Source organism: Kaistella chaponensis (assembly GCF_900156725.1).
GTDB classification, from domain to species: domain Bacteria; phylum Bacteroidota; class Bacteroidia; order Flavobacteriales; family Weeksellaceae; genus Kaistella; species Kaistella chaponensis.
Map to the genome: position 1 here is coordinate 38,117 of NZ_FTOI01000015.1, position 22,141 is coordinate 60,257.

Sequence of the window (22,141 nt, forward strand, 5' to 3'; positions counted from 1 at the left end):
TAAAAGAACTTCCGAAAAAGGAAGTTCTTTTTTTTGGGAGGTAATTAAGGTGCAAACTCTTTCGGTTTCTCAAATTTTTGGCCCGAGATTTTCGTCACAAACATCGCTGCAACCGTATCTCCCGTAGAATTTAAAACAGTCGCCAAAGGATCAACCAAAGTCCCGATAATCATCACCGCCGGAATTGCTTCCTGTGGTAGTTGGTAGACAGAAATCATCAACATTTCCCCAATATAGCCTCCATTCGGAATTCCACCCGCAACAATACTCACGAAAATGGTGATTCCTAATGCCAAAAGCAAATTCATCGGATCAAAGAAATCTTTGCCAATAATGAGAAATGCAACATAAATTTTAATGATCGAAGACATCGAAGAACCGTTTTTGTGCAGCGTACTTCCAATGGGAATCACAATATTGGCAATTGTATCTGGAATTCCTATTTTTGCAGCTGCCTGTAAATTTGAGGGCATTGTTGCAAAACTGCTGCAGGTTGAAATGGCGGTTAAGCTGGGATAAATATTATTCTTCCAGAATTGTCGCACCCCGATTTTACCTTTGGCTATAAATGCATAAAGCGTAAAAAACACGAAGAAATAAACAATCCCAGAACTATAATATAAACCGAGCGGTTTTGCATAAAAACCAAAAAGTTGTGGCCCGATCGTCGCAACCTGAAATGCAAAATAAGCGCCTAATCCAATAGGTGCCACTTTCATTACCAGAAGCAGAAGTTCTTTCATCACTTCATATCCCGATGCTAGAAACGCGCGGAAAACTGCGCCTGCTTCACCTGCTTTTCTGGACGCTGTTCCGGTTAAAAATGCGAATATTAATAAAGCGAGCATGTTTTTTCGGGAAAATAATTCCGTGAATTCACTCACCGTGAAAAAGCTTACAATTCGGTCTCCCCAACTTTCAGGTGCCGAATTTTCCATGATTTCTTGGGAATTTGATGGCAATGCTTCGGTCGGAAAAAAGTAAACCACTGAAATGGTGAAAAGTGCAGCAATTAGTATAAATAGGAGAAAAGTAAAAATCGTAGAGAAAATAATTTTTCCGAATTTTCCGCCTTTTTCTACACTCGCAATAGAATTTGCCACCGCGAAATACACGAGTGGAACTACGCTCACGAAAAGTAAATTAAGAAAAATATCACCGAGCGGTTTCAGATAATTTACAACATCAGGAAAAAATATTCCAATAAGACTTCCGACTGCAATTCCACCCAAGAGTAAAATAATGCCCGAATAATTTTTCAGAATGTCTTTCATATCTTGTAATTTTTTCAAAGATAGGAGTAAATTTTAAAAATGGGATTTTTAGATTTTAATGATATTTTTCGGAAGTTTATTAATTGTTGATGAATCCGTGGTAATGTTCACGAACAAAAAGTCTCTGTAGTTTCTTCAAGGAAGCGCAGGAAATGGTTTTTCTTCCTTTTTATTCGTCGGTATCGGTTCGAAATGCAGAGTCAATGAAAAATCTATTTATTGGCGCAATTGTAAACGACCGTAACTTCTTTGCATCTTTTTCCCTCGAGAAATCCGGTATTTTTTAATTGCTATATGTAGTAGATTCTTTAAAATAATTGGCGGAAGATAAAGAGGGAATTTAAAGGCAAAGATTTAACAGAACTTTAGAACATCTTTCGTTTTAGTTTTAGTAAATTTGAGTAAATCATTAATTTATGGCCTATATCGATTATTACAAAGTTTTGGGAATTGATAAAAAAGCAACTCCCGAAGAGATAAAAAAGGCTTACCGAAAATTAGCCCGAAAATACCATCCAGACGTTAATCCGGGCGATAAAGAAGCAGAAAAGAAATTTAAAGAACTCAATGAAGCCAATGAAGTTTTGAGTCACAAAGAAAACCGCGAGAAGTACGACAAATACGGGGAAAATTGGAAACATGGGGAAGAACAAGAGAAAGCGCAACAGCAATATCAATCGCAACGAGGAGGAAATTATGGCAATTATTCCGGTGCTGATTTTGGCGAGGGTGAAGATTTTTCAGATTTTTTCCAGAGTATGTTTGGCGGTGGTGGAACAAGAGCCGGTTTCGGACAAAATTCCAGAGGAAGCGCTTCTGGGAAGTTTAAAGGACAAGATGTTTCTGCAGAACTGAATCTTAATTTAAGAGAGGTCGCAGTTTCTCATCAACAAACTTTCGAAATTAATGGCAAAAAAGTGAGGATTACCATTCCCGCGGGAGTTGCCGATGGTCAAAAAATTAAACTTTCGGGTTACGGAAATCCTGGTCAAAATGGTGGTCCAAATGGTGATTTGTTTATTACTTTCAACATCAAGGAAGATCCTCATTTTAAAAGAAAAGGCGATGATTTGACTTCTGAAGTAGAAATTGATTTTTACACCGCAGTTTTAGGTGGGGAAGTTCCGATCAAAACTTTAGATGGAAGTGTAAATCTAAAGGTAAAACCCGAAACGCAGAACGGAACGAAAGTACGTTTGAAAGGAAAAGGTTTTCCTCTGTACAAAAAAGAAGGGGAGTTTGGTGATCTATTTGTGACGTATATGATCAAAATTCCGACCCATCTTACGGAAAAAGAAAAAGAATTATTTCAACAATTAAAAGACCTGAAAAATGAATGATAGAATTTCCCGAGAAGAACTCGTAAAAATTTACGATATCGAAATTAGCTTTTTTGATTCACTGGAAGAATCTGGTTTGTTGCAGGTGGAGCATGAAAATGAAACGAAGTATTTACGGTATGATGATTTATCGGCATTTGAAAAATTTTCGAATTGGCATTATGATCTAGATGTCAATTTACCTGGTTTGGAAATTATTCATCAATTGCTTACTAAGCTAGAAAATTTGCAAAATGAGAATAAAAAACTGTCACGGTATATAATTATTGATGATGAATAGTGCTAAAGTTAAAGTTTTCTTGCCCGAGCAAATCATAAACGCTCCTATTCAATAATTTACAACAATTGTAAACATTTATTCAATAATTGTAGAGATTTATCCTAATTGTATGGAAATTATTTATTAGGTTTGTAAAGTTTAACAAATTAAAAAAAGTTTATGAAAAAATTATTATTTTCTTGCTTATTAGCTTTAGGAGTTAGTGCAAATGCGCAATTCTCAGAAAATTTTGACGCGGCAACTACTGCGCCAGCTGGGTGGAGTGTTATCAATGGTGGAGGAGCATCTACATTTATTTTTGCTGCAGGTGCACCAGGATCTACACTTTCTGCGCCAAATTCTGCACAAATCAATTTTGATGCTGTAGCACATGATGATTTTTTAGTAACTCCAGCAATTACTGTAACTGCAGGTGTTAATGATCGGATAACCTATTTTGTAAAGAATCAAGATCCAGCGTATGTTGAAAGTTACGATGTTAAAATTTCAACAGTAATGCCTACTACAGGTGCTGATTTTACAACTTTTATTAAAGTAAATGGTCCTGCTCCAAATGCTTGGACACAAGTAGTTCTTGATCTAACTCCATATGTAGGACAAACAATATATGTTGGTTTTCATGCAACTGGAACAGATATGTTCAGACTCTTATTTGACAATGTGGTAAATGATACCGCTCCAACTGTAGCTCCGGATTGTGCTACACTAGCTGCTCCTGCAAATAATGCAATTGAAGTAGATAATACGAATACCACTCTTACTTGGACTGCACCTACCACAGGAGGAGCAGTATCATACTATGAATTGTACATGGATACTACCGCTGGAGCAACAACTAAAATTGGAAATTTCGTAAATCCAACTGCAACATTTAGTACTGCTACTAATAATTCTCTTTTAGCTAACACTAAGTACTATTGGAGAGTTGTTCCTGTTAATTCTGCAGGAAGTGCTACAGGATGTACTACTATTTATAATTTTACAACAAAAGCTTTTGTTGCTGCAGGTTGTACTACTTCTCCTAATGGTTTATATGGAGCTCTTGTACCTTCTACATGTAATGGAACAACTGCAGTTACTCGAACTATTGCATATGCAGGTGAGTATTCTACCGTATCAGTTGTAGCAGGAAATACCTATAAATTTGAAACATTACTTAAGACAGGTTATTATATTACCCTTGCAACAAACGTTGCAGCTCCTGTTGTATTAGCTCATGGAGTAGGACCGTTAAACTATACAGCAACTACAACTGGACTTATTAGATTTTACAGTCACACTGATGCTTCATGTACAGGTTTAACAAATTCTACTACATCCCACACAAGAAGTGTTATTTGTCTAGGTGTATTAGCGGTATCAGAAAAAGACAAAACAGCAGTTTCTGTTTATCCTAATCCATTCCATGATGTATTAAAAATCTCTGACGTTAAAGGTGTTAAATCCGTTACAATCAGCGATGTTTCCGGAAGACAGGTTAAATCTATGGAGCCAAGTACAGAACTTAACCTTTCTGACTTGAAAACGGGTCTATATCTTGTTAATCTTAAAATGGAAGACGGAACAGTTCGTTCAATTAAAGCAATTAAAAAATAAGAATTTCTTAGTTTTTTAAGCTAAATAGGAATCCGCCTCAGCAATGAGGCGGATTTTTTTTGGTCTTTTTTTAAGCAGTTTATTTCCCGAACATGCTGTCATCACAGACTTATTCAAATATTAGAATGGATTCAGTATAAAAAAAAATAAAAAAAATTACTACTTTGTATTGCATGATACTAAAATAATTTTATATCTTTGCATAGTAAGATTGAGAAAGTGTGATGAATCGATGATTATAATTTCTTACAAATTTACCACAAGAACGAAACTAATTAATAACCCAAAAATAATGAACACAGAAAACACCAAAGCGCAAATGCGAAAAGGAATTCTAGAATTCTGTATTTTGAGTTTGATTGACCAAAGAGAAATGTATGTTTCTGATTTGATCGACGAACTAAAAAAAGGAAAACTAGATGTGGTGGAAGGAACGCTGTATCCTCTCCTCACAAGATTGAAAAACGGCGAATTTCTTTCCTACCGATGGGAAGAATCTACAGGAGGACCGCCCAGAAAATATTACCAGATTACAGAAAAAGGCAATTTGTTTTTAGCCGAGCTTCGAAATACCTGGAACGAATTGACAGACTCTGTAAACCAAATCACTAAAAACACTAATCCGACGAGCGCACCTGAAAGCGCGTTCCAACCAAATTCTTAAAACCATGAATAAAACACTCTCAATAGGACTTGCCGGTTTCTCTTTCACAATCGAGGAACACGCATATATTAAACTTAGCGATTATCTTGCAGCGCTTAGAAATTCTTTGGATGCGAATGAAGCAGATGAGGTAATGCACGATATCGAGATCAGAATGGTAGAAATCTTCAATGATACCCTCGGAAAAAGAGAAGTTATCAATGATGGAGATGTAGAACGGGTAATTTCTCAAATTGGTAAACCAGAAGAGATCGAAGAACAGGAAGAAGCATATTATTCTGAAAATAATTCAAAAAGAAATGCTAAATCTTCTGCTTATTTTTCAGGAAACAAACAACTCTTCCGCGATCCAGAAAAGCAAAAAATTGCTGGTGTTTGTGCAGGGTTGGCTCATTATGTAGGTTTAGACATCAGTGTAATGCGCGCAATTTGGTTAGGAATTGCCATTCTCGGAATATTTACCGCAGCAATCTCTACTTCGCTCATCATTTTAATCTACGTGATTCTTTGGGCAGTTTTGCCACAAGCAACCACTGCTACCGATTTTCTTAAAATGAAGGGTAAACCAATGAATTTTGATAATTTAAAAAACGAATCTACCAAAATAGTGCAGTTTGCAAACGAATCTTCGCAAAGAGTTGGCGAAATTTACAATGAAAATAAACCTTACATCAACAATGCAGGAAGTGGACTTTGGAATGTGATCAAATATTTTGTTGGTGGAATTCTGGCTTTAATGGCCGTAAGCAGCATCATCGGAGTATTTGTATTATTCGGAATGTTCGGGATCGATTCTAACTTTCCCGGTGCTAATGAAATGAAATTCTATTTTGAAGACGATGGTTTGTACAAAGTTTTATCTGCAATTATCATCATAGGATCTTTAATTCCTGCTATTATTTTCAGTTTATTGAGCATCAAGATCTTTTCTCCACAGACCAAATTAAGAAATATCGGTTGGGTGATTGGTGCATTATTTATCGCAGTAATGGCTCTTGGAGCGTACTTTGGTTTAAGTATGGCAAAAACGCAATCCTTCAAAGGACATAAAGAAGATACCGAAAATGTAAGCATTAACACGACCTCAGACAGTTTATATGTAGATATGAAACAGGTAACAATTCCACAGAATTTTAAAGGGTACGATAATGATCTTTTTTCTGACAAGAAAATGGTTTATGAAGAAGATTATCCGTCAGTGGATGTTACCAGAAATGCAAATATTACTACGCCGTATTTAATCATTAAAAAAGAAGGAAATGGATATAATATTCCGGTTCAGCTGAATATTCCTGTAGAAATCGATGGTAATAAAATATTACTTCCAAATTACATGAAATATCCCTACGCACACCGTTTCAGAGATTACAATGTTAGTTATGAATTGGTCGTTCCACAAAAAACCCAGGTTTTTAAAGTAAGAGATAATGTCTTACAAATCGAAGGTGATCTAAATGGCGACGGGAAAAATGATGACGATCAGGATGATGATAATGATAATAATGGTGATGAAAAAGTAAACATCCAAATCGGGAAAAATTCCATTATCGCAAATTCCGGTAAAAACGATTCTATGATTGTAAATGGGAAAAAAGTTTCTCAGGAAGTGGGCAAAAAAATGATCGATTCTATGAATGTAGATTTCAGTGATTTGAAAGACGTGAACATTTCCATCAAAAACGGTAAAAAAGAAGTTTCTATTAAAACCAATTAATGAGAGTGGATGAGCAAAAGCGAAAACTTCTTCCGATGATCTTTACGAGAATTGGAATCCAGAAAAATTCGCTTTTCGCTTGTTCCCTACATTGCAATTTTAAAGAAAATTTAACATTCACAATGGTATTCTCAATTTAAATTATAGTAATTTCGTTGTGTTAAATGGAAAAGTAAATCATTAACAATTAAAAAACTCAATCATGGTACAGTTCGTATTCGAAATCGCAATGAAAATCATGGATTTCATCAGCAGTTTATTTTAGACAGAATAATTCAATATATTTGTAAAAGTATAACCAATCCTTTTGGTTGTACTTTTTTGTTTAATTTCCATGTATTAATGACCATCACTCCTTATCATTTATTATGAAAAAATTCCTCGCAAAATTAATCTTAAAAATCGTCGGCTGGAAAGTCGTCTTAGAAGGCGATGTTGATAACCTGAATCGCTGTATCTTGGTGGTAGCACCACATACTGCCAATGAAGAATACATGTTGGGAAATCTGGCATATTGGTCTCTTGGAAAACCTTTGAAAGTTATTATAAAAGATGCGCACACCAAAGCTTGGTACGGATTTCTGGTAAAAGCTATGGGTGGAGTAGGAATTGATCGTGCACAAAAAAACAATTTGGTAAAATTTGTTGCAGACAAATTCGCAAAAGAAGATTTCAGTTTGGTGATCACTCCAGAAGGAACCAGAAGTTGGGTCCCAAAATGGAGAAAAGGCTTCTATCACATGGCTTTGGCAGCTAAAGTTCCGCTCGTAATTGCCTCGGGAGATTTCAAGGATAAAACAATTTATCTCGGTAAGAAAATTTCTGTTGAAGATTTAGAAACCCGAACTTACGAAGACATCATGACCGAACTGGAAGAATATTACAAAAAAAGAACGCCCAAAGTTCCGGAAAACTGGAATCCAAAAATTTTTTAAATTCAATCTCAATTTTTTAATGGAAAATAAAGAACAAATTTTAGAAAAACTCAATAATTGGGGTGGAGAAACCTTAGGAAAAACCTTAAACATCGTTTTTACCGAGGTTACCAACGAAACGCTTACTGCAACTATGCCTGTAACTCCACGTGTTCATCAACCTTATGGAATCATGCACGGTGGTGCAAGTTGCGTTTTAGCAGAAACTTTAGGATCTTGCTTATCTGTTTTGCATGTTGATATAGAGAAATTTGCGCCGGTCGGAACCAACATCAATTCCAATCATTTGCGTAGCAAGAAGGACGGTTTAGTTACCGGAACTGCAAAATTTATCCGAAAAGGAAAAACCATGCACGTTTCTGAAATTGAAATTCGAGACGAAAAAGGCGAACTGATCAATCATACAACCATGACCAATGCCATTATTCTAAGGTAAAAAATGCAGTTCACCTTCTTTTTTTAGTTTAAAAATTGGCTTCCAAATATTTATTTTGAATAACTTTCTCTACTTTTTCACTTTCATTTTTCTTATTTCATGTTCCAGAAATGAAGGGAATTCTATTGAAAATCCTCAGAATCAAGAAACCCCACAGAATCCTAAAATTCTAGAAATCAAAGGAGCCGACTTATCATTTCTCCCTGAATTGAGACAAAGTGGAGTTCAACTCCTCAATTCCGAGAACCAAACAGAAGACGCATTGTTAACTTTGAAAAAAGCCGGCGTCAATGTGATTCGACTAAGACTTTGGAAAAATCCAGCGACTCCCAATTCTTCTTTTGAAACCGTGAAAAATCTCGCGCAAGAAATTAAAAGCAAAGGGATGAAAGTACTTTTGTCCGTGCATTATTCTGATTCTTGGGCAGATCCTTCTCAACAAAAAAAACCGCAAAAGTGGGATCATATTAGTTTTGCAAGTTTACAAGACAGCGTCGCTATTTATACCCGAAAAATTGTCACCGAAATAAATCCCGAATACATTCAGATCGGAAATGAAATAAACAGCGGTTTTCTTTTTCCTGAAGGCAGTATTCAAAATCTTTTTCAAATGAAAACACTTTTAAATGTGGGAATTTCTGCTGTGAAATCTACCAACGCGAATACCAAAGTTATTTTGCATTTCGCGGGTTTTCAAAATGCCAATTCATTTTTCACCAATGTTGCAGACCTGAATTATGATATTATTGGAATTTCTTATTATCCAAATTGGCACGGAAAAAGTTTAATCGAGTTGCAGCAAAATTTAGAACAGATTTCCAATTCACAAAATAAACCTATTTTTATTGCAGAAACAGCTTATCCTTTTACTATGAGTTGGAATGATCAAACGCACAATGTAATCGGAAATTCGTCACAGATTTTATCAGAATTTTCCGCAACTGAAACGGGGCAAAAAAATTATTTGTTAAAAATGAAAGAGCTCATCACCGCAGTTCCGAAAGGCATTGGTTTCTGCTATTGGGGAAGCGAATGGGTTTCTTACAAAGGTCAAAATGCAACCGACGGATCATCGTGGGAAAACCAAGCTTTTTGGGGTTTTAACCATAAAATATTGCCTGTTTCTGAAGCTTATAAATAATCGTAAATGGTATACTTCAAATTTCCTTTCTCTGAAAATATTTGTACCACCGACTCTTCTTCGACGAAAAAATGGGTTTCTTTTTTTTCGTTTGATGGATCAGAAATCCTTCCCTTTGAAGGTGATATTAAACAAATATCTCAACAAGAATTTTTGAAAAATGAAATCAATACTCATTTTTTATCCTTTAATCTTAATGGTTTCGAGGAAGAAAATCAAAATGATTATCAAGAAAAACTAGCGAATGTAATTGGTTTTATTAAACAAAATAATCTTTCGAAATTGGTAATTTCTAGAAGAGAATTGTTGAATTACAATGGATTAAAAATAAATTTGACTCAAACTTTTCTTAATCTTTGCAAATCTTATCCAAATGCTTTTGTCTATTTTTTCATCAAAGAAGGAAAATGTTGGATGGGTGCGTTTTCTGAGATTTTAGGTAAATTCAACAAGAAAAATTCGCAATTTGAGACCATGAGTTTGGCCGGAACAATTTCTGTGAACGACAATTGGACGAAAAAAGAAATAGAAGAGCAAAAACCTGTGACCAATTTTATCAGGAATGTTTTGGGAAAATTTTCCGAAAATATGGAGCAATCTGAAACATACGACCACGTTTCTGGAAACATCAAGCATTTGCGAACCGATTTCAAAGCCCAAATTACCCAGGAAAATTTAGAAAATATTATTTCGGAATTGCACCCAACTCCCGCAGTTTGTGGAATTCCAAAGGATCTTTGTCAAAATGCGATTGAACAATTTGAAAAGTACCCAAGAAAATTGTATGCAGGTTACATCAAGGTAGAAACCGAAGAATATATTCAATATTTCGTCAATCTACGGTGTGCAGAATTTTTCAAAAATGCAGCATTAATCTACGTCGGTGGTGGTATTACAGCGGAAAGTTCTGTTGAAAAAGAATGGCAGGAAACAGAATTGAAAGCGGAAGCTATTTTAAAGAACGTTGCCTTTACCTAAAGATTTTCAAACTCAAAAAAGCCACAAAGTAGCGAATTCAGTAGTATTCGTTGAAGCGCTGTGAATGTTTATAATCACGCTGAATAATAATGGAAAATGATTTTGAATACCTTCGTATTGAAAAAGTCGGGAATCCTTTAATGGGTAAAACCCATCAGAAAACTCACCAACATAATTCCGATCACAATTGCCGAAATGATGACGTAAGTGTAATCTTTCTCTTTAATGTAGCCAACCAAGGCGAAAATAATCCGAACCAGTGGCGTTAAAATAAGCAGTAAAATGCCAAGTTGGATGATGCCAATTCCTTCAAATTTACATAAAGAAGTAAAAAAGCTTTGCCAAATTGTACCGACAGGAACTCCCAAAGAAGTATAATCATTGGGCATTTCAAATCCTTCAAAGAATAATTTAATGAAACCAATAAAAGAAGTGATGACCGAAAAAATCACGCCCAAACGAAGAAGATTGCCTACGGAACGGTTGAGATCCAAATCGGTGAAATGTCTTTTCATTATTTAAAATTATGGTTAAGACCGTTGTACATCATATAAATAGAGAGAATCGAAACGACGACTGCGAAGACCACTTTCAATTTTTTGGTCTGTGAAATCATCAATGTTTTCGAGCCGATAAAACTGCCTAAAACAACGCCGATTAATACTGGTGCTACAATGACAGGAATAATTTCGCCACGCTGAAAATAGATAAGAGAACTCGCTACTGCAGTCACTCCGATCATAAAATTACTCGTTGTTGTAGATACTTTAAACGGAAGTTTCATCATATTGTCCATGGCTAAAACTTTCAATGCTCCTGATCCAATACCGAGAAGTCCCGACATTACTCCTGCAAATGCCATCATAAAAAATCCTGGAATTGTATTTCGAGCGGAGTACGCTTTGATGACGCCTTTATCGGGAAAGGTTCCGAACAGCCGCAATCGGTGCTCTAAACTTCCCTCTATCAAAGGTTCCTGATGATCAGGTTTTTTTCTTAAATTAAGAATAACGGTGAGAATTAAGATACTTGCGAAAATAATTCCGATGGTATTTGGATTCAGCAAACCCGAAATTAAAGCCCCAATAATTGCGCCGGTTGTGGTGGCAATTTCTAAAAACATCCCAATCCTTACATTGGTAAAGCCTTCTTTTACAAAAGCTGCAGCTGCACCAGAAGAAGTTCCGATCACAGAAATCAATGATGCGCCGATTGCATAATGCATGGGAACACCAAAGCCAAGAGTGAGTAAAGGAATGATAACCACACCGCCGCCTAATCCAGTTAAGGATCCAAGCAATCCGGCGGAAACGGCTCCGAAGAACAGAATTAATATTTCCGACATGTCACAAATCTAAGGATTTTGAGCTGTTTAAAGAAATTTTGGATGCTAAAAATAACGCCTAAACTGCTATCTGGAATTTTTATAAATTGTATTTTTGCTTTTTGAAAATATGAAATTATTTTACGTCATTCTTGGTGCAACTCCAATCGGCAGAAATATCGAACAACACGATGTTTTTTTTGGCATTGGTGAAAATCTCAAAGATTTAGTTCCCGATATGAAGAAATTCTGGCCAGAAGCGAAAGGAAAAATTCATATCGACTGCTATCAAGAAGTTCAGTTTGTGGACGGTTTTGAAGTGAAAATTGTAGAAAAAACTTCCGAATCAGTAGAAAATCATCTGTTTTTTATTAATCTCGGCGGTTATCAAAGTGGAAAGTTCGAGGAACTTCATGAGCAATATTTAATGGTCGGTCAATCGTTGGCGAAAATTATTAGAAAAGTAAAAAAAACCGACTTTTACAAAACGATGGGTTTTCCCGAAGCGGTAAGTCATATTGATGATAAACACGCCGTTGATATAGACGATGTTTTTAATGTTAATGATATTCTGCCTTTAAAAATGAAGGAGAAATATTCAATTATATTAGAAAAATCGCAAATTGAAAGTCAGAAAAACTTCACACATATTGGATATTTAGCAATCAGTAAATTAAAGTAAACATGAAAATAGGAATTTTAGGTGGCGGACAATTGGGTCGAATGTTAATTCAGGAAGCTTTGAAATATGATGATGAATTTTACATACTCGATCCTAGTGCAAACTGTTCTTGTGCCAATATTTCTTATTTCACCCAAGGAAATTTCAACAATAAACAAGAGGTTATTGATTTCGGAAAAGACAAAGATGTGGTTTCCATCGAAATTGAACATGTGAGTGTTGAAGGATTGCAAGTCCTTGAAAATAAAGGAGTAAAGGTGATTCCGAATTCCAGAATCATCACCATCATTCAGCAGAAAATTTTGCAGAAACAGTTTTATGAGGAGTTCGATATTCCAAGTCCGGCTTTTCAGATTATTCAGTCGAGTGATGAAGAAATTGTCATTGGTTTTCCTTTCGTTCAGAAATTGAATACTGGTGGTTACGACGGAAAAGGCGTTCAGATCATCAAAGCAGAAAAAGATTTAGTTAATTTGTGGGATGCTCCTTCTGTTTTGGAAAACCTCGTAGATATCGAGAAAGAACTTTCGTTGATTATTGCCAAAAACGAACAAGGTGAAATCAAAAGTTTTCCGGTCACAGAAATGGTTGCAGATCCGCAGTTGAATTTGCTCGATTTTAATATTTCTCCGACGCAAATTGCTGAAGATATTCAAAAACAAATTGATCAGATCGCAGAAAAATTTATGAAAGCTGCCAATTCTGAAGGTTTATTTGCCATCGAATTATTTCTGGATAAAAACGGAAAAGTTTGGGTAAATGAAACTGCGCCGCGTCTCCACAATTCGGGACATCAATCGCAGGAAGGGAACGCAAATTCCCAGTTCGAGCAGTTTTATCGTGTTTTGAAAAATTTGCCGCTTGCCGACACTTCTTCCGCTGGATTCTCCGGAATGTTGAATCTGGTCGGTGAAGAAAATTTTTCTGGAAAAGTAAAATACAAAGGTTTAGAAGAGGTGTTGAAATTACCAAATACTTATGTTCATCTCTACGCAAAAGAAGAAACCAAACCTGGTCGGAAGATGGGTCACATCAATGTTTTGGGCAATTCCAGAGAAGAGCTTTTGGACCAATTGATTGTTATAAAATCTTTGGTAAAAGTGATTTCTGAATAAATGGGTGAGTGCTCATTAAGCATTTATGAAGGCGCGAAATAAATAATTTTCCATCGCAAACGGAATGCATCAAAATTCATTGGAGTTTTACTTCAGCAGAAAATTTGGGGAACTTCTTTGTTAAAAACTTCGGAGAAAATGGTTCGTTTTTCCTTTACAATTAATGGGCAGAAAGAATGTTTTTAATAATGATACTGGCATGAATTCTGGAGTTTTCGATGAACCAAAGATGCGTGTCTTTTCCGCCACAAACAACACCTGCAAGATAGAGATTGGGAATATTGGTTTCCATTGTTTCGGGATTGTAGTAAGGATTTAAGCAGTCTCCTTCCAACCGAATTCCTGTATTTCTGAGGAAATCAAAATCGGGGAGATAACCGGTCATTGCTAAAACAAAATCGTTTTCAATTTCGTGCAGTTCTCCTTTTTCATCTTTAAATATGACGGTATTTTCTTTAATTTCAGTTAACTCAGCATTGAAATGTGCTTTGATGCTTCCTTCCAAAATCCTGTTTTCAATATCTGGTTTTACCCAATATTTTACGCTTTTCGAGATTTCAGAATGACGAATGATCATGGTAACTTCCGCACCTTTTCTGTATGTTTCCAAAGCCGCGTCAACCGCAGAATTGCTCGAGCCTACAACAACGATTTTTTGTTGTGCAAAAGGATATGGTTCGGTGTAATAATGTTTTACTTTTTCTAAATTTTCTCCCGGAATATTCATCGTGTTCGGAAGATCATAAAATCCCGTGGAGATGATCACATTTTTCGCAGAATAGCGAGATTTGGAAGTTTCTACCTCAAAAATTTCTTCATTTTTTCGAACATTTAGCACTTTTTCATACAAATTTATAGAAAGATCTTTTTGTCGTGCAATTCCCTGATAATATTCTAAAGCATCTTGTCTTCCAGGTTTTGGCGCAGTCGTGATAAAAGGAATTTCAGCAATTTCGAGTTTTTCTGCCGTCGAAAAAAACCGCATATACAAAGGATAATGGTAAAGCGAATTCACGATCGTTCCTTTTTCTACAATTAAATAAGTAAGATTGTTTTTCTTGGCTTCAAGCGCACAATTCAATCCGATTGGTCCCGCTCCAATGATGAGTAAATCTAAAATTTCCATAATGCAAAGGTACTTGTACCATAATAAAATGGCGATTTTTCAAAATAAATTATTAATCCAAATTTTTCTTAAACATTCCCGGCTTATAATTGGTGATGAAAACGCCTCCAATAATTAAAATGGTCGCAACCAGAAAAAGGATGCTAATTGGCTCACTTAAAACTAACCAACCCAGAAAAATCGCAATAATCGTGTTGACATAAGAAAGGATTGCAATTTGACTCGCCGTGATTTTTTTCAGCGCGGAATGAAACGCTACAAAAGCAATAATAGAACCAAATACTGCCAAATAAACCGTAGCCAAAATACTTTTTAGACTCCACGAAGAAACCTCGATGTGATCAGAAACAAGGAAACCAAAAATAATTTGAACTACTCCTGCGAAACTGAACTGATAAAAAAGATTGAGAGAAATATTCTCCGGTTCATGATTGATTTTCTTGGTATAAATGGTTCCAAAAGACCATCCAAAGATGGCGATAAAAATATAGATCACGCCGTTTCGGTATTCCGGATTGAGCAAATCCTGAAGTCCGTCTTTGAAGATGAGTACAATTCCCGCAAATCCAAGCAAAATCCCAATCATACCGCGAAAACTGAATTTCTGAAGATTAAAAAAAATGCTTAAAATAAAAACCAGAAGCGGAGATGTAGAACTAATCAAAGAAGCCAAACTGCTCGTTAAATGCTTTTCGGCAACTGTTGTCATTCCGTTTGCGACAATCAACATTAAGGATGCGAGAATGATTTGATTGCCATAATTTTTCCAGCCGATCCATTTTAATTTTTTGGAAAAAAGCAGGATGAGCAACAAAATTGCACCGGCTAATAACTGGCGAATTCCTGCCACAAACCACGGCGGAATCGTTTCTACCGCAATTCTGATTCCTAAAAATGTCGTTCCCCAAACCAAGGCCACGGTAATTATTGCAAGTACTAATTTGGGATCTTTGAACATTAAAAAATGATGTTTGGTAAGGTGAAAAATCAATTTTTGAAAAACACGTGGTGAGTTTCGGGAACAAAGGTAGAATTTTGAACCGATGAGTCCTAAATATTGACCGTTTTTTTAGGAAGAATTTATTGCACCGATTGCTGCATTTTTCAGTATTTTTGAGGGCTGCATTATCATAAAAAAATGGTGGTTTTTAAAGATGGGAATTGAAATAGAACGGAAATTTTTAGTTAAAAAAGAAAATTGGAACCAACTCGAAAAACCTCGCGGGGAAAATTTCCGTCAAGGTTATTTGCTTACCGATCCAAAGAAAACTATTCGGGTAAGACAAACTTCTGACAAAGGTTTTTTAACGATCAAAGGAATTTCGGTGGGTGCAACACGAGCCGAATATGAGTATGAAATTCCTTTAGAAGAAGCCCAAGAATTGTTGGATCAATTTGCAGTTTCCGAACTTTCAAAAATCAGATATAAGATTTCTGTGGACCATCATATTTGGGAAGTGGATGTTTTTTTTGGAGAAAATGAGGGATTGATCGTGGCAGAAATTGAACTGAAAAGTGAAGACGAAAGTTTCAAAATTCCCGATTGGATTGCGCAGGAAGTTACCGCAGAAGAAAAGTATTTCAATTCTAATCTAACTTTAAATCCTTATAAAAATTGGGAATTGTAGTCCGATAAATTCTAATTTATTTCCTCATAAAATTTTAGAAAAAATATTTTTACCGCATTCCGATAATTATCGGAAGAGGCAAAATAGCAATTCGAAAAATAAACATATTAAAAGTTGGCAACAGCGAAATGTATTTTTAAATCGATTTTGCAGGCTTTTGAGTCACTTGAAAAGCGATCTTTTGTTTGGTCACTTCCGATAATTATCGGAATGCGATAGAACATTATTATCTGGTAGAAAAAATTGAAGTTCAACGGAAAACTAAAACCGTACTTTTGCAACACGATGCAGAAAAATCAAATCATCATCATTGGAGCTGGTCCGGCTGGATTAATGGCTGCACAAATTTTAGCGGAAAAAGGTTTTGAAGTTCATGTTTATGAGCAAAACAAAGCAGCGGCAAGAAAATTTTTAGTCGCCGGAAATGGAGGCTTTAATTTGACGCACAGTGAAGAAATTGATCAATTCGTTGAAAAATATGAATCATCAGAAATTCAAAATTTAATTAAATATTTTGATAATCAGCAAGTAATTCAATGGCTTTCTGATCTTGGGATTACAACATATATCGGAAGTTCCGGCAAGATTTTTCCGACAAAAGATTTCAAACCCATTCAGGTTTTAAAAGCTTGGTTAGATCGTTTGACGTTTTTGGGAGTTACGATTCATTATGATTATACTTTTAAAGATTTTGATGATTCTTCAGTTTTTCTTAAAAATAATGACAATGATGTAATCGTCAAATATTCAAAATTAATTCTCGCAATGGGAGGCGGTTCCTGGAAAAAAACCGGGTCTGATGCAAAATGGGTGGAAACTTTAGCCGCAAAAAACATTGAGATTATTCCTTTGCAATCCGCAAATTCTGGTTATAATACTCCGAAAAAATATCACTTATTGCAAGGACAATATTTGAAAAACATTAAAGTTTTTTTTGAAGATCACAGTAAAATTGGCGAAATTGTCTTTACCAAATACGGCATTGAAGGAAGTCCGGTTTACTACCTGAATCGCTTCACCCGAAAACATGATTTCCCTATAGTGATAGAAATTGATCTGAAGCCAAACTTATCAGAAGATGAAATTGTAGCGGAATTGAAAAGTTCTGACAGAATCAGTCCGATTTTAAAAAAGAAATTGAAATTATCAACCACTGCGTTGAATCTGCTAAAAACATTAGACAAAGAAACCTACACCGATGTCGAAATTTTAGCAAAAAGGATTAAAAAATTTCCGATTGAAGTTTTAAGTTTTCGGCCAATTGACGAGGTGATTTCTACTTCGGGCGGAGTTGCATTTTCAGAATTGAATTCCTTTTTTGAATTGAAAAAATTTCCAAATGTTTTCTGCGCAGGAGAAATGATCGATTGGGAAGCACCAACTGGAGGCTATCTTTTGCAGGCTTGTTTCAGCACGGGATTTTTTGTTGGGAATGCGGTTGCAGATTCTCTAAATTTATAAATTCGGGATTTATTTTCTTACCTTTAACCTTTAAAATTAATTGAAAAAATGGTCGGAATAATTATGGGAAGCCAAAGCGATTTGGCAATTATGGAACAGGCAGCGAATTTTTTGAAATCACTCGAAATTCCTTATGAATTAACAGTCGTTTCCGCGCATCGAACACCAGAAAGAATGTTCGATTACGCAAAATCGGCAAAATCTCGTGGCTTAAAAGTAATTATTGCAGGAGCAGGAGGCGCTGCTCATCTTCCTGGAATGGTCGCAAGTTGCACCACATTGCCTGTAATTGGAGTTCCTATTTTATCCTCAAACTCCATTGATGGGTGGGATTCTGTTCTTTCTATTTTACAAATGCCATCAGGAATTCCGGTTGCAGCGGTTGCATTAAATGGTGCAATGAATGCTGGAATTTTAGCGGCGAAAATTATTGGAAGTGCAGATGAAAAAATCTCAAAAAAATTAGAAATTTATCAAGATAGTTTGCAAGAGAAAGTTTTGGGAACAGTTACCGAAATTCAAAAGAAACATCCGAATCATTTTGATCTGTAAATAAATGTCAAAAAAAAAGACTTCAAGCGAAGTCTTTTTTTTTTTTAATTTCTATCTTTCTAATTTGCCAGTGCAGATTTTATTTCTTTAAAAATACCAACCTGCTCCATACACCATTTCATTTTTTCGTAGGTTCTTTTAATATCATGATCCAAACCGATTGACATTCTGATCAATCCTGGTGAAAGTCCCATTTCTTTCTGTTCCGCTTCCGGTATTTCCGAGGAAGTTGAACTTCCCGAACAGGAAAATAATGTTTTATAAAAACCCAGACTTACCGCCAAATATCCTAAATTTTCTTTCTGCATCAGTTCCATAAGTTCGTTGGCTTTTTCCGTTGTTTTCACATCTAAAGTCAACAATCCACCGAAACCGTATTCTTCATTCATCATGCTTTTGAAGAGCTCGTGCTGTTTGTGGCTTTTCAATCCGGGATATTTTACGGTCAATCCATCTTTCTCAAACTGTTCTGCCAAATATTGCGCATTTTCGCTGTGTTTTTTGATTCTGATATGAAGGGTTCGTAAATTTTTCAAAATACTTGCCGCCCGAAAACTGTCTAAAGTCGGTCCCAACAACATACACGCACCAGAATTCACATCTTTTAAATCATCAATAAATTGCGAACTTGCGCACACCACACCTGCAACCGCGTCACTGCTTCCATTGATAAATTTGGTCAAACTGTGAATCGTAATATCCGTTCCCAAAACCTGCGGCGAAACAGAAAGAGGCGAAAAAGTATTGTCAACAATGAGTTTTAGGTTGTGTTTTTTAGCAATTTTTGACAACTCCCGCAAATCGGCAATTTCTAGAAGTGGATTGCTTACTGTTTCGCAAAAGAGAATTTTGGTATTTTCGGTAATGGCAGCTTCCACTTTTTCTAAATTGGTGATATCTACAAATGAAGTTTGAATATTGAAACCCGGCAGAAAATTTTTCATAAAAGCATACGTTCCGCCATAAATCGTGCGGCTCGAAATAATATGATCTCCGCTTTTGCAGAGTTGAAGCAGGGTAGAAGTAATTGCGCCCATTCCAGAAGCGGTTACATTTGCACTTTCGGTTCCTTCCATTTGTGCTAAAGCTTCGCTCAAATAAAGATTACTCGGTGTAGAATGTCTGGAATACAAATAGCAACCTTCTGTATTTCCTTCGAACGTATCGAACATGGTTTTTGCGGAGAGAAAAGTGTAGGTTGAACTGTCTGAAATGGAAGGGTTTACTCCTCCGAATTCTCCGAAATATTGCAAATCCTGAATTTTATTTGCGGCATTAAATTGTTCCATGAGTTTTGTTTTATATTTGGATAAATATCTGCACTTTCAAACTTGAATACAATATTTATCTAATAATTTAGAAAATAAATCTAAATAAGTTTATATTATTGGATTTAAAATCTATATTTGAAAATTAACTTTTAGAAAAACCGAAAACAATTCTACGTATGCTTGATTCAAAAGATAAAAAACTCCTTGTTTTACTTCAAAATGATGCGAAGAAAACCACCAAAGAACTCGCTTCAGAACTCGATTTGTCGGTAACTGCAGTTTTCGAAAGAATCAAAAAATTAGAAAAGCAACAAATCATCAAACGGTACGTCGCGCTCTTGAATCCAGAGAAAATTCAGAAAAACTTTATCGTTTTATGTCATGTGAAACTTGTACAGCACAAAAAGGAATATATTTCTCAGTTCGAAAAAGAAATCACTCAATTTCCCGAAGTTTTAGAATGTTTTCATGTTTCCGGTGATTCCGATTATATTTTGAAAATCTGTGTAAAAGACATTCAGGAATACCGCGAATTTATGGTGAGTAAACTAACGAATCTGCAGCATATTGCAAGTACGCAAAGTTCTTTTATGATCAAGGAAGTGAAAAATTCTACCGTGATCGAACCTTAATTTATAGTTTAAATATTAAATTTTCTGACAGAAATTCAGTCGTCTCGAGAATGAAATTTAACTAATAATTATCAAAAGTAGATAGAAGAGAATCGTTGTTTATATTTTTGGAACAACCACAAATAAGCCGCACCAAATTCCCGCGACCAATACGTTTCAGAATGGGTGCCGTCTTCATCGAATTTGGTTCTAATGTTCGTTGCAGGAACTCCTTTTTTAAGTAAAATGGGGATTATTTTTTGAATATCTGAAACCATATCTTCCGACTCTTTGGTTCCGCTGAGAAAATAAAATTGGGTAGATTTTAATTTTTTTACATTTTTATTCAGATAGAAATTCAAATCTTTAAAATTAAACCAAAAACTTGGGCTGAAAATTCCCAGTTTCCCAAATTTATCTGGATATTTCACACCTGCATAAAAAGAAATCAAGCCACCCATCGAACTTCCAATAAGCGCCGTGTTTTTTGCTTGTGGTAAAGTCCGGTACGTTTTATCGATGTAAGGTTTCAGGGTTTTTGCCAGAAATTCCGTGTATGCATCGCCTTTTCCACCACCGTATTTTTCATTTTTCCAGGGAGAATATTCATCAATTCTTTCCGCGCCGCCATTTTCAATTCCTACCACAATTGCAGTTGGTTTTCCGTCTTTGAATAATTGATTCAGCGTTTCATCAACCTTCCATTCACCGGAAAAAGAAGTAACGTCATTAAATAAATTTTGCGCATCCTGCATATAGAGTACAGGATATTTTTTGCGGGAAGTGGAATAATCCGGTGGAAGATAAATCCAGATTTTGCGCGTGGTTTTTAATTGAGGAATGTTGAAGTTTTCGCTTAAAACCCTTACGTTATCAGAAGCAGTGTTTTTTTTAGCGACGGTTTTTTCCCAGGAAATAATTTGGTTTTCAATGGTTTGAGCGATTTCACTAATCACCACTTTTCTGTTGTCTAGCTTATTTCCGTTTTCATCGCCTTCTGAAGTTTCCCAGTTTCCCTGCGTGAATTTGTATTCTACTGTTCCTGCGTTTTTAGGAATTTGCATCGTAAAATTTCCGGAACTGTCCTTTTTTAGTTCAAAATCCGGATCGCCTGGATTCCATTTATTAAGAGAACCTACCAAAAAAATTCTGGCATTTTCCGGCGTATCTTTTGGGAGCGACGTGATTTTGATGAAGACCTGACTATTACAACCTGTACTGATCAACATCAGAAGTATAATGCAGATTTTGATCTTAGAAGTGCACATTTTCAAAATTTATTTCTGAAAAAAATCCATCAAATCCATATAATTTTTTTGGTTTACGCCATGTCCGCTCATGTATTCCCGGAAACTGAAATAGCAACTCAAATCATACAGTAATTCTGCGCCCTTTTTCGCCCAGTCCAACGGAACTACAGCATCGTCGATTCCATGGGAAACAAAGAAACGCAAACGCTCCAATTTCTTTTTGTCTTTCACCATATTTTCCAACAGCTTTTCTTCCGGATAGCAACTCATACAAGCTATTTTAGAGAAAAGATCGGGGTAATTCAAAGCCAGTGCATAACTCAGAATTCCGCCTTGGGAAAATCCGGCTAAATGCGTTTCATTATCCGTCAAACCGTATTGATTGGAGATTTTCATAATGCTTTCCAGAATGGCTTCGAGTGATTTTTTCGCCTGCGGAACATCGATCCGGTTTTCTTCATTCATAAGATCAAGATCATACCATGAAAAGCCTTCATACTCCGTGTTAAAGGGCGCTCTGAAGCTTACAATCAACCAGTCTTCGGGCAAAGTGGGAACGAAGGAAAATAGATCCTGTTCGTTGCTTCCGTAACCGTGCAGTAAAATTAAAAGGGGCGTTTTTGAACTGATATTTTTGGGTTCCCGAAGGAGGTATTTTAAATCCATATCGCAAAGATATTCTATTTTTTTAGGAGCAACAAGCGTGTTTCTTCTTTGAAGATCCGTCCGGCTGTCCACTATATTTTTTTCTGTCATTGCAAAC

At 35.8% G+C, this 22,141-nt stretch carries 23 protein-coding genes; 15 read left to right on the forward strand and 8 right to left on the reverse strand.

The features are described from left to right. Positions 1-44: 44 nt before the first annotated feature. The gene (locus BW932_RS12790; protein WP_076388197.1) at positions 45-1,274 is read right to left on the reverse strand and encodes a dicarboxylate/amino acid:cation symporter; all 1,230 of its coding nucleotides are present in this window, start codon (positions 1,272-1,274) and stop codon (positions 45-47) included. Between the two features lie 416 nt (positions 1,275-1,690). Here BW932_RS12790 and BW932_RS12795 point away from each other — a divergent pair, with 416 nt between their 5' ends. The 9 genes from BW932_RS12795 (at position 1,691) to BW932_RS12835 (ending at position 10,358) form a co-directional block, all read left to right on the forward strand. Further along, positions 1,691-2,614: a DnaJ C-terminal domain-containing protein gene (locus BW932_RS12795; RefSeq protein WP_076388199.1), complete on the forward strand. Its 924-nt coding sequence runs from the start codon at positions 1,691-1,693 to the stop codon at positions 2,612-2,614. Then, on the forward strand, positions 2,607-2,894 hold the full coding sequence (locus BW932_RS12800) for a chaperone modulator CbpM (protein ID WP_076388201.1): 288 nt from the start codon (positions 2,607-2,609) through the stop codon (positions 2,892-2,894). The genes BW932_RS12795 and BW932_RS12800 overlap by 8 nt, the downstream gene beginning before the upstream one ends. 159 nt (positions 2,895-3,053) lie before the next feature. Then, positions 3,054-4,490, forward strand: coding sequence for a T9SS-dependent choice-of-anchor J family protein (locus BW932_RS12805; RefSeq protein ID WP_076388203.1), 1,437 nt, complete (start codon positions 3,054-3,056; stop codon positions 4,488-4,490). Between the two features lie 292 nt (positions 4,491-4,782). Further along, positions 4,783-5,154 carry a PadR family transcriptional regulator gene (locus tag BW932_RS12810; protein WP_076388265.1) on the forward strand — a complete coding sequence of 124 codons (372 nt, stop codon included), beginning with the start codon at positions 4,783-4,785 and terminating at the stop codon, positions 5,152-5,154. A 4-nt stretch (positions 5,155-5,158) separates the two neighbouring features. Beyond that, the gene (locus BW932_RS12815) at positions 5,159-6,868 is read left to right on the forward strand and encodes a PspC domain-containing protein (protein ID WP_076388205.1); all 1,710 of its coding nucleotides are present in this window, start codon (positions 5,159-5,161) and stop codon (positions 6,866-6,868) included. A gap of 368 nt (positions 6,869-7,236) precedes the next feature. Continuing rightward, positions 7,237-7,803 carry a 1-acyl-sn-glycerol-3-phosphate acyltransferase gene (locus BW932_RS12820; protein ID WP_076388207.1) on the forward strand — a complete coding sequence of 189 codons (567 nt, stop codon included), beginning with the start codon at positions 7,237-7,239 and terminating at the stop codon, positions 7,801-7,803. A gap of 19 nt (positions 7,804-7,822) precedes the next feature. Beyond that, positions 7,823-8,239 (forward strand): PaaI family thioesterase, encoded by a 417-nt coding sequence (locus BW932_RS12825; protein WP_076388209.1) that lies wholly within the window; start codon positions 7,823-7,825, stop codon positions 8,237-8,239. Between the two features lie 55 nt (positions 8,240-8,294). Beyond that, positions 8,295-9,380, forward strand: coding sequence for a glycoside hydrolase family 53 protein (locus tag BW932_RS12830; RefSeq protein ID WP_159436435.1), 1,086 nt, complete (start codon positions 8,295-8,297; stop codon positions 9,378-9,380). 6 nt (positions 9,381-9,386) lie between these two features. Continuing rightward, the gene (locus BW932_RS12835) at positions 9,387-10,358 is read left to right on the forward strand and encodes a chorismate-binding protein (protein ID WP_076388213.1); all 972 of its coding nucleotides are present in this window, start codon (positions 9,387-9,389) and stop codon (positions 10,356-10,358) included. Between the two features lie 137 nt (positions 10,359-10,495). Here the strand turns inward: BW932_RS12835 and BW932_RS12840 are convergent, their stop codons facing one another. Both BW932_RS12840 and BW932_RS12845 read right to left on the reverse strand, forming a co-directional pair. After that, positions 10,496-10,873: a DUF1634 domain-containing protein gene (locus BW932_RS12840; protein WP_076388215.1), complete on the reverse strand. Its 378-nt coding sequence runs from the start codon at positions 10,871-10,873 to the stop codon at positions 10,496-10,498. After that, positions 10,873-11,703 (reverse strand): sulfite exporter TauE/SafE family protein, encoded by an 831-nt coding sequence (locus BW932_RS12845; protein ID WP_076388217.1) that lies wholly within the window; start codon positions 11,701-11,703, stop codon positions 10,873-10,875. The genes BW932_RS12840 and BW932_RS12845 overlap by 1 nt, the downstream gene beginning before the upstream one ends. Positions 11,704-11,812: 109 nt before the next feature. Here BW932_RS12845 and BW932_RS12850 point away from each other — a divergent pair, with 109 nt between their 5' ends. Then, a complete protein-coding gene (locus BW932_RS12850; protein WP_076388219.1) occupies positions 11,813-12,364 on the forward strand; it encodes a DUF1543 domain-containing protein in 552 nt (183 codons plus the stop codon). A 2-nt stretch (positions 12,365-12,366) separates the two neighbouring features. After that, positions 12,367-13,479: a 5-(carboxyamino)imidazole ribonucleotide synthase gene (locus tag BW932_RS12855; protein ID WP_076388221.1), complete on the forward strand. Its 1,113-nt coding sequence runs from the start codon at positions 12,367-12,369 to the stop codon at positions 13,477-13,479. Between the two features lie 160 nt (positions 13,480-13,639). Here BW932_RS12855 and BW932_RS12860 read toward each other — a convergent pair whose 3' ends face one another. Continuing rightward, complete coding sequence (locus BW932_RS12860) at positions 13,640-14,605, reverse strand: YpdA family putative bacillithiol disulfide reductase (RefSeq protein ID WP_076388223.1); 966 nt, start codon at positions 14,603-14,605, stop codon at positions 13,640-13,642. Positions 14,606-14,657: 52 nt separating this feature from the next. Next, on the reverse strand, positions 14,658-15,563 hold the full coding sequence (locus tag BW932_RS12865; RefSeq protein WP_076388225.1) for a DMT family transporter: 906 nt from the start codon (positions 15,561-15,563) through the stop codon (positions 14,658-14,660). A 196-nt stretch (positions 15,564-15,759) separates the two neighbouring features. Between BW932_RS12865 and BW932_RS12870 the strand changes: the two genes are divergently transcribed. From BW932_RS12870 to purE, 3 genes are all read left to right on the forward strand, one after another. Further along, on the forward strand, positions 15,760-16,233 hold the full coding sequence (locus BW932_RS12870) for a CYTH domain-containing protein (RefSeq protein ID WP_076388227.1): 474 nt from the start codon (positions 15,760-15,762) through the stop codon (positions 16,231-16,233). Positions 16,234-16,518: 285 nt separating this feature from the next. Beyond that, a complete protein-coding gene (locus tag BW932_RS12875) occupies positions 16,519-17,694 on the forward strand; it encodes a BaiN/RdsA family NAD(P)/FAD-dependent oxidoreductase (protein ID WP_076388229.1) in 1,176 nt (391 codons plus the stop codon). Positions 17,695-17,742: 48 nt separating this feature from the next. After that, positions 17,743-18,246, forward strand: coding sequence for a 5-(carboxyamino)imidazole ribonucleotide mutase (gene purE / locus BW932_RS12880; protein ID WP_076388231.1), 504 nt, complete (start codon positions 17,743-17,745; stop codon positions 18,244-18,246). Positions 18,247-18,305: 59 nt separating this feature from the next. Here purE and BW932_RS12885 read toward each other — a convergent pair whose 3' ends face one another. Further along, positions 18,306-19,535: an aminotransferase class I/II-fold pyridoxal phosphate-dependent enzyme gene (locus BW932_RS12885; RefSeq protein ID WP_076388233.1), complete on the reverse strand. Its 1,230-nt coding sequence runs from the start codon at positions 19,533-19,535 to the stop codon at positions 18,306-18,308. Between the two features lie 158 nt (positions 19,536-19,693). Here BW932_RS12885 and BW932_RS12890 point away from each other — a divergent pair, with 158 nt between their 5' ends. After that, a complete protein-coding gene (locus BW932_RS12890; RefSeq protein WP_076388235.1) occupies positions 19,694-20,149 on the forward strand; it encodes an Lrp/AsnC family transcriptional regulator in 456 nt (151 codons plus the stop codon). 71 nt (positions 20,150-20,220) lie between these two features. Here the strand turns inward: BW932_RS12890 and BW932_RS12895 are convergent, their stop codons facing one another. After that, positions 20,221-21,396 carry an alpha/beta hydrolase-fold protein gene (locus tag BW932_RS12895; RefSeq protein ID WP_076388237.1) on the reverse strand — a complete coding sequence of 392 codons (1,176 nt, stop codon included), beginning with the start codon at positions 21,394-21,396 and terminating at the stop codon, positions 20,221-20,223. A gap of 9 nt (positions 21,397-21,405) precedes the next feature. Continuing rightward, positions 21,406-22,044, reverse strand: coding sequence for an alpha/beta hydrolase (locus BW932_RS12900; RefSeq protein ID WP_076388267.1), 639 nt, complete (start codon positions 22,042-22,044; stop codon positions 21,406-21,408). Positions 22,045-22,141: the final 97 nt, after the last annotated feature.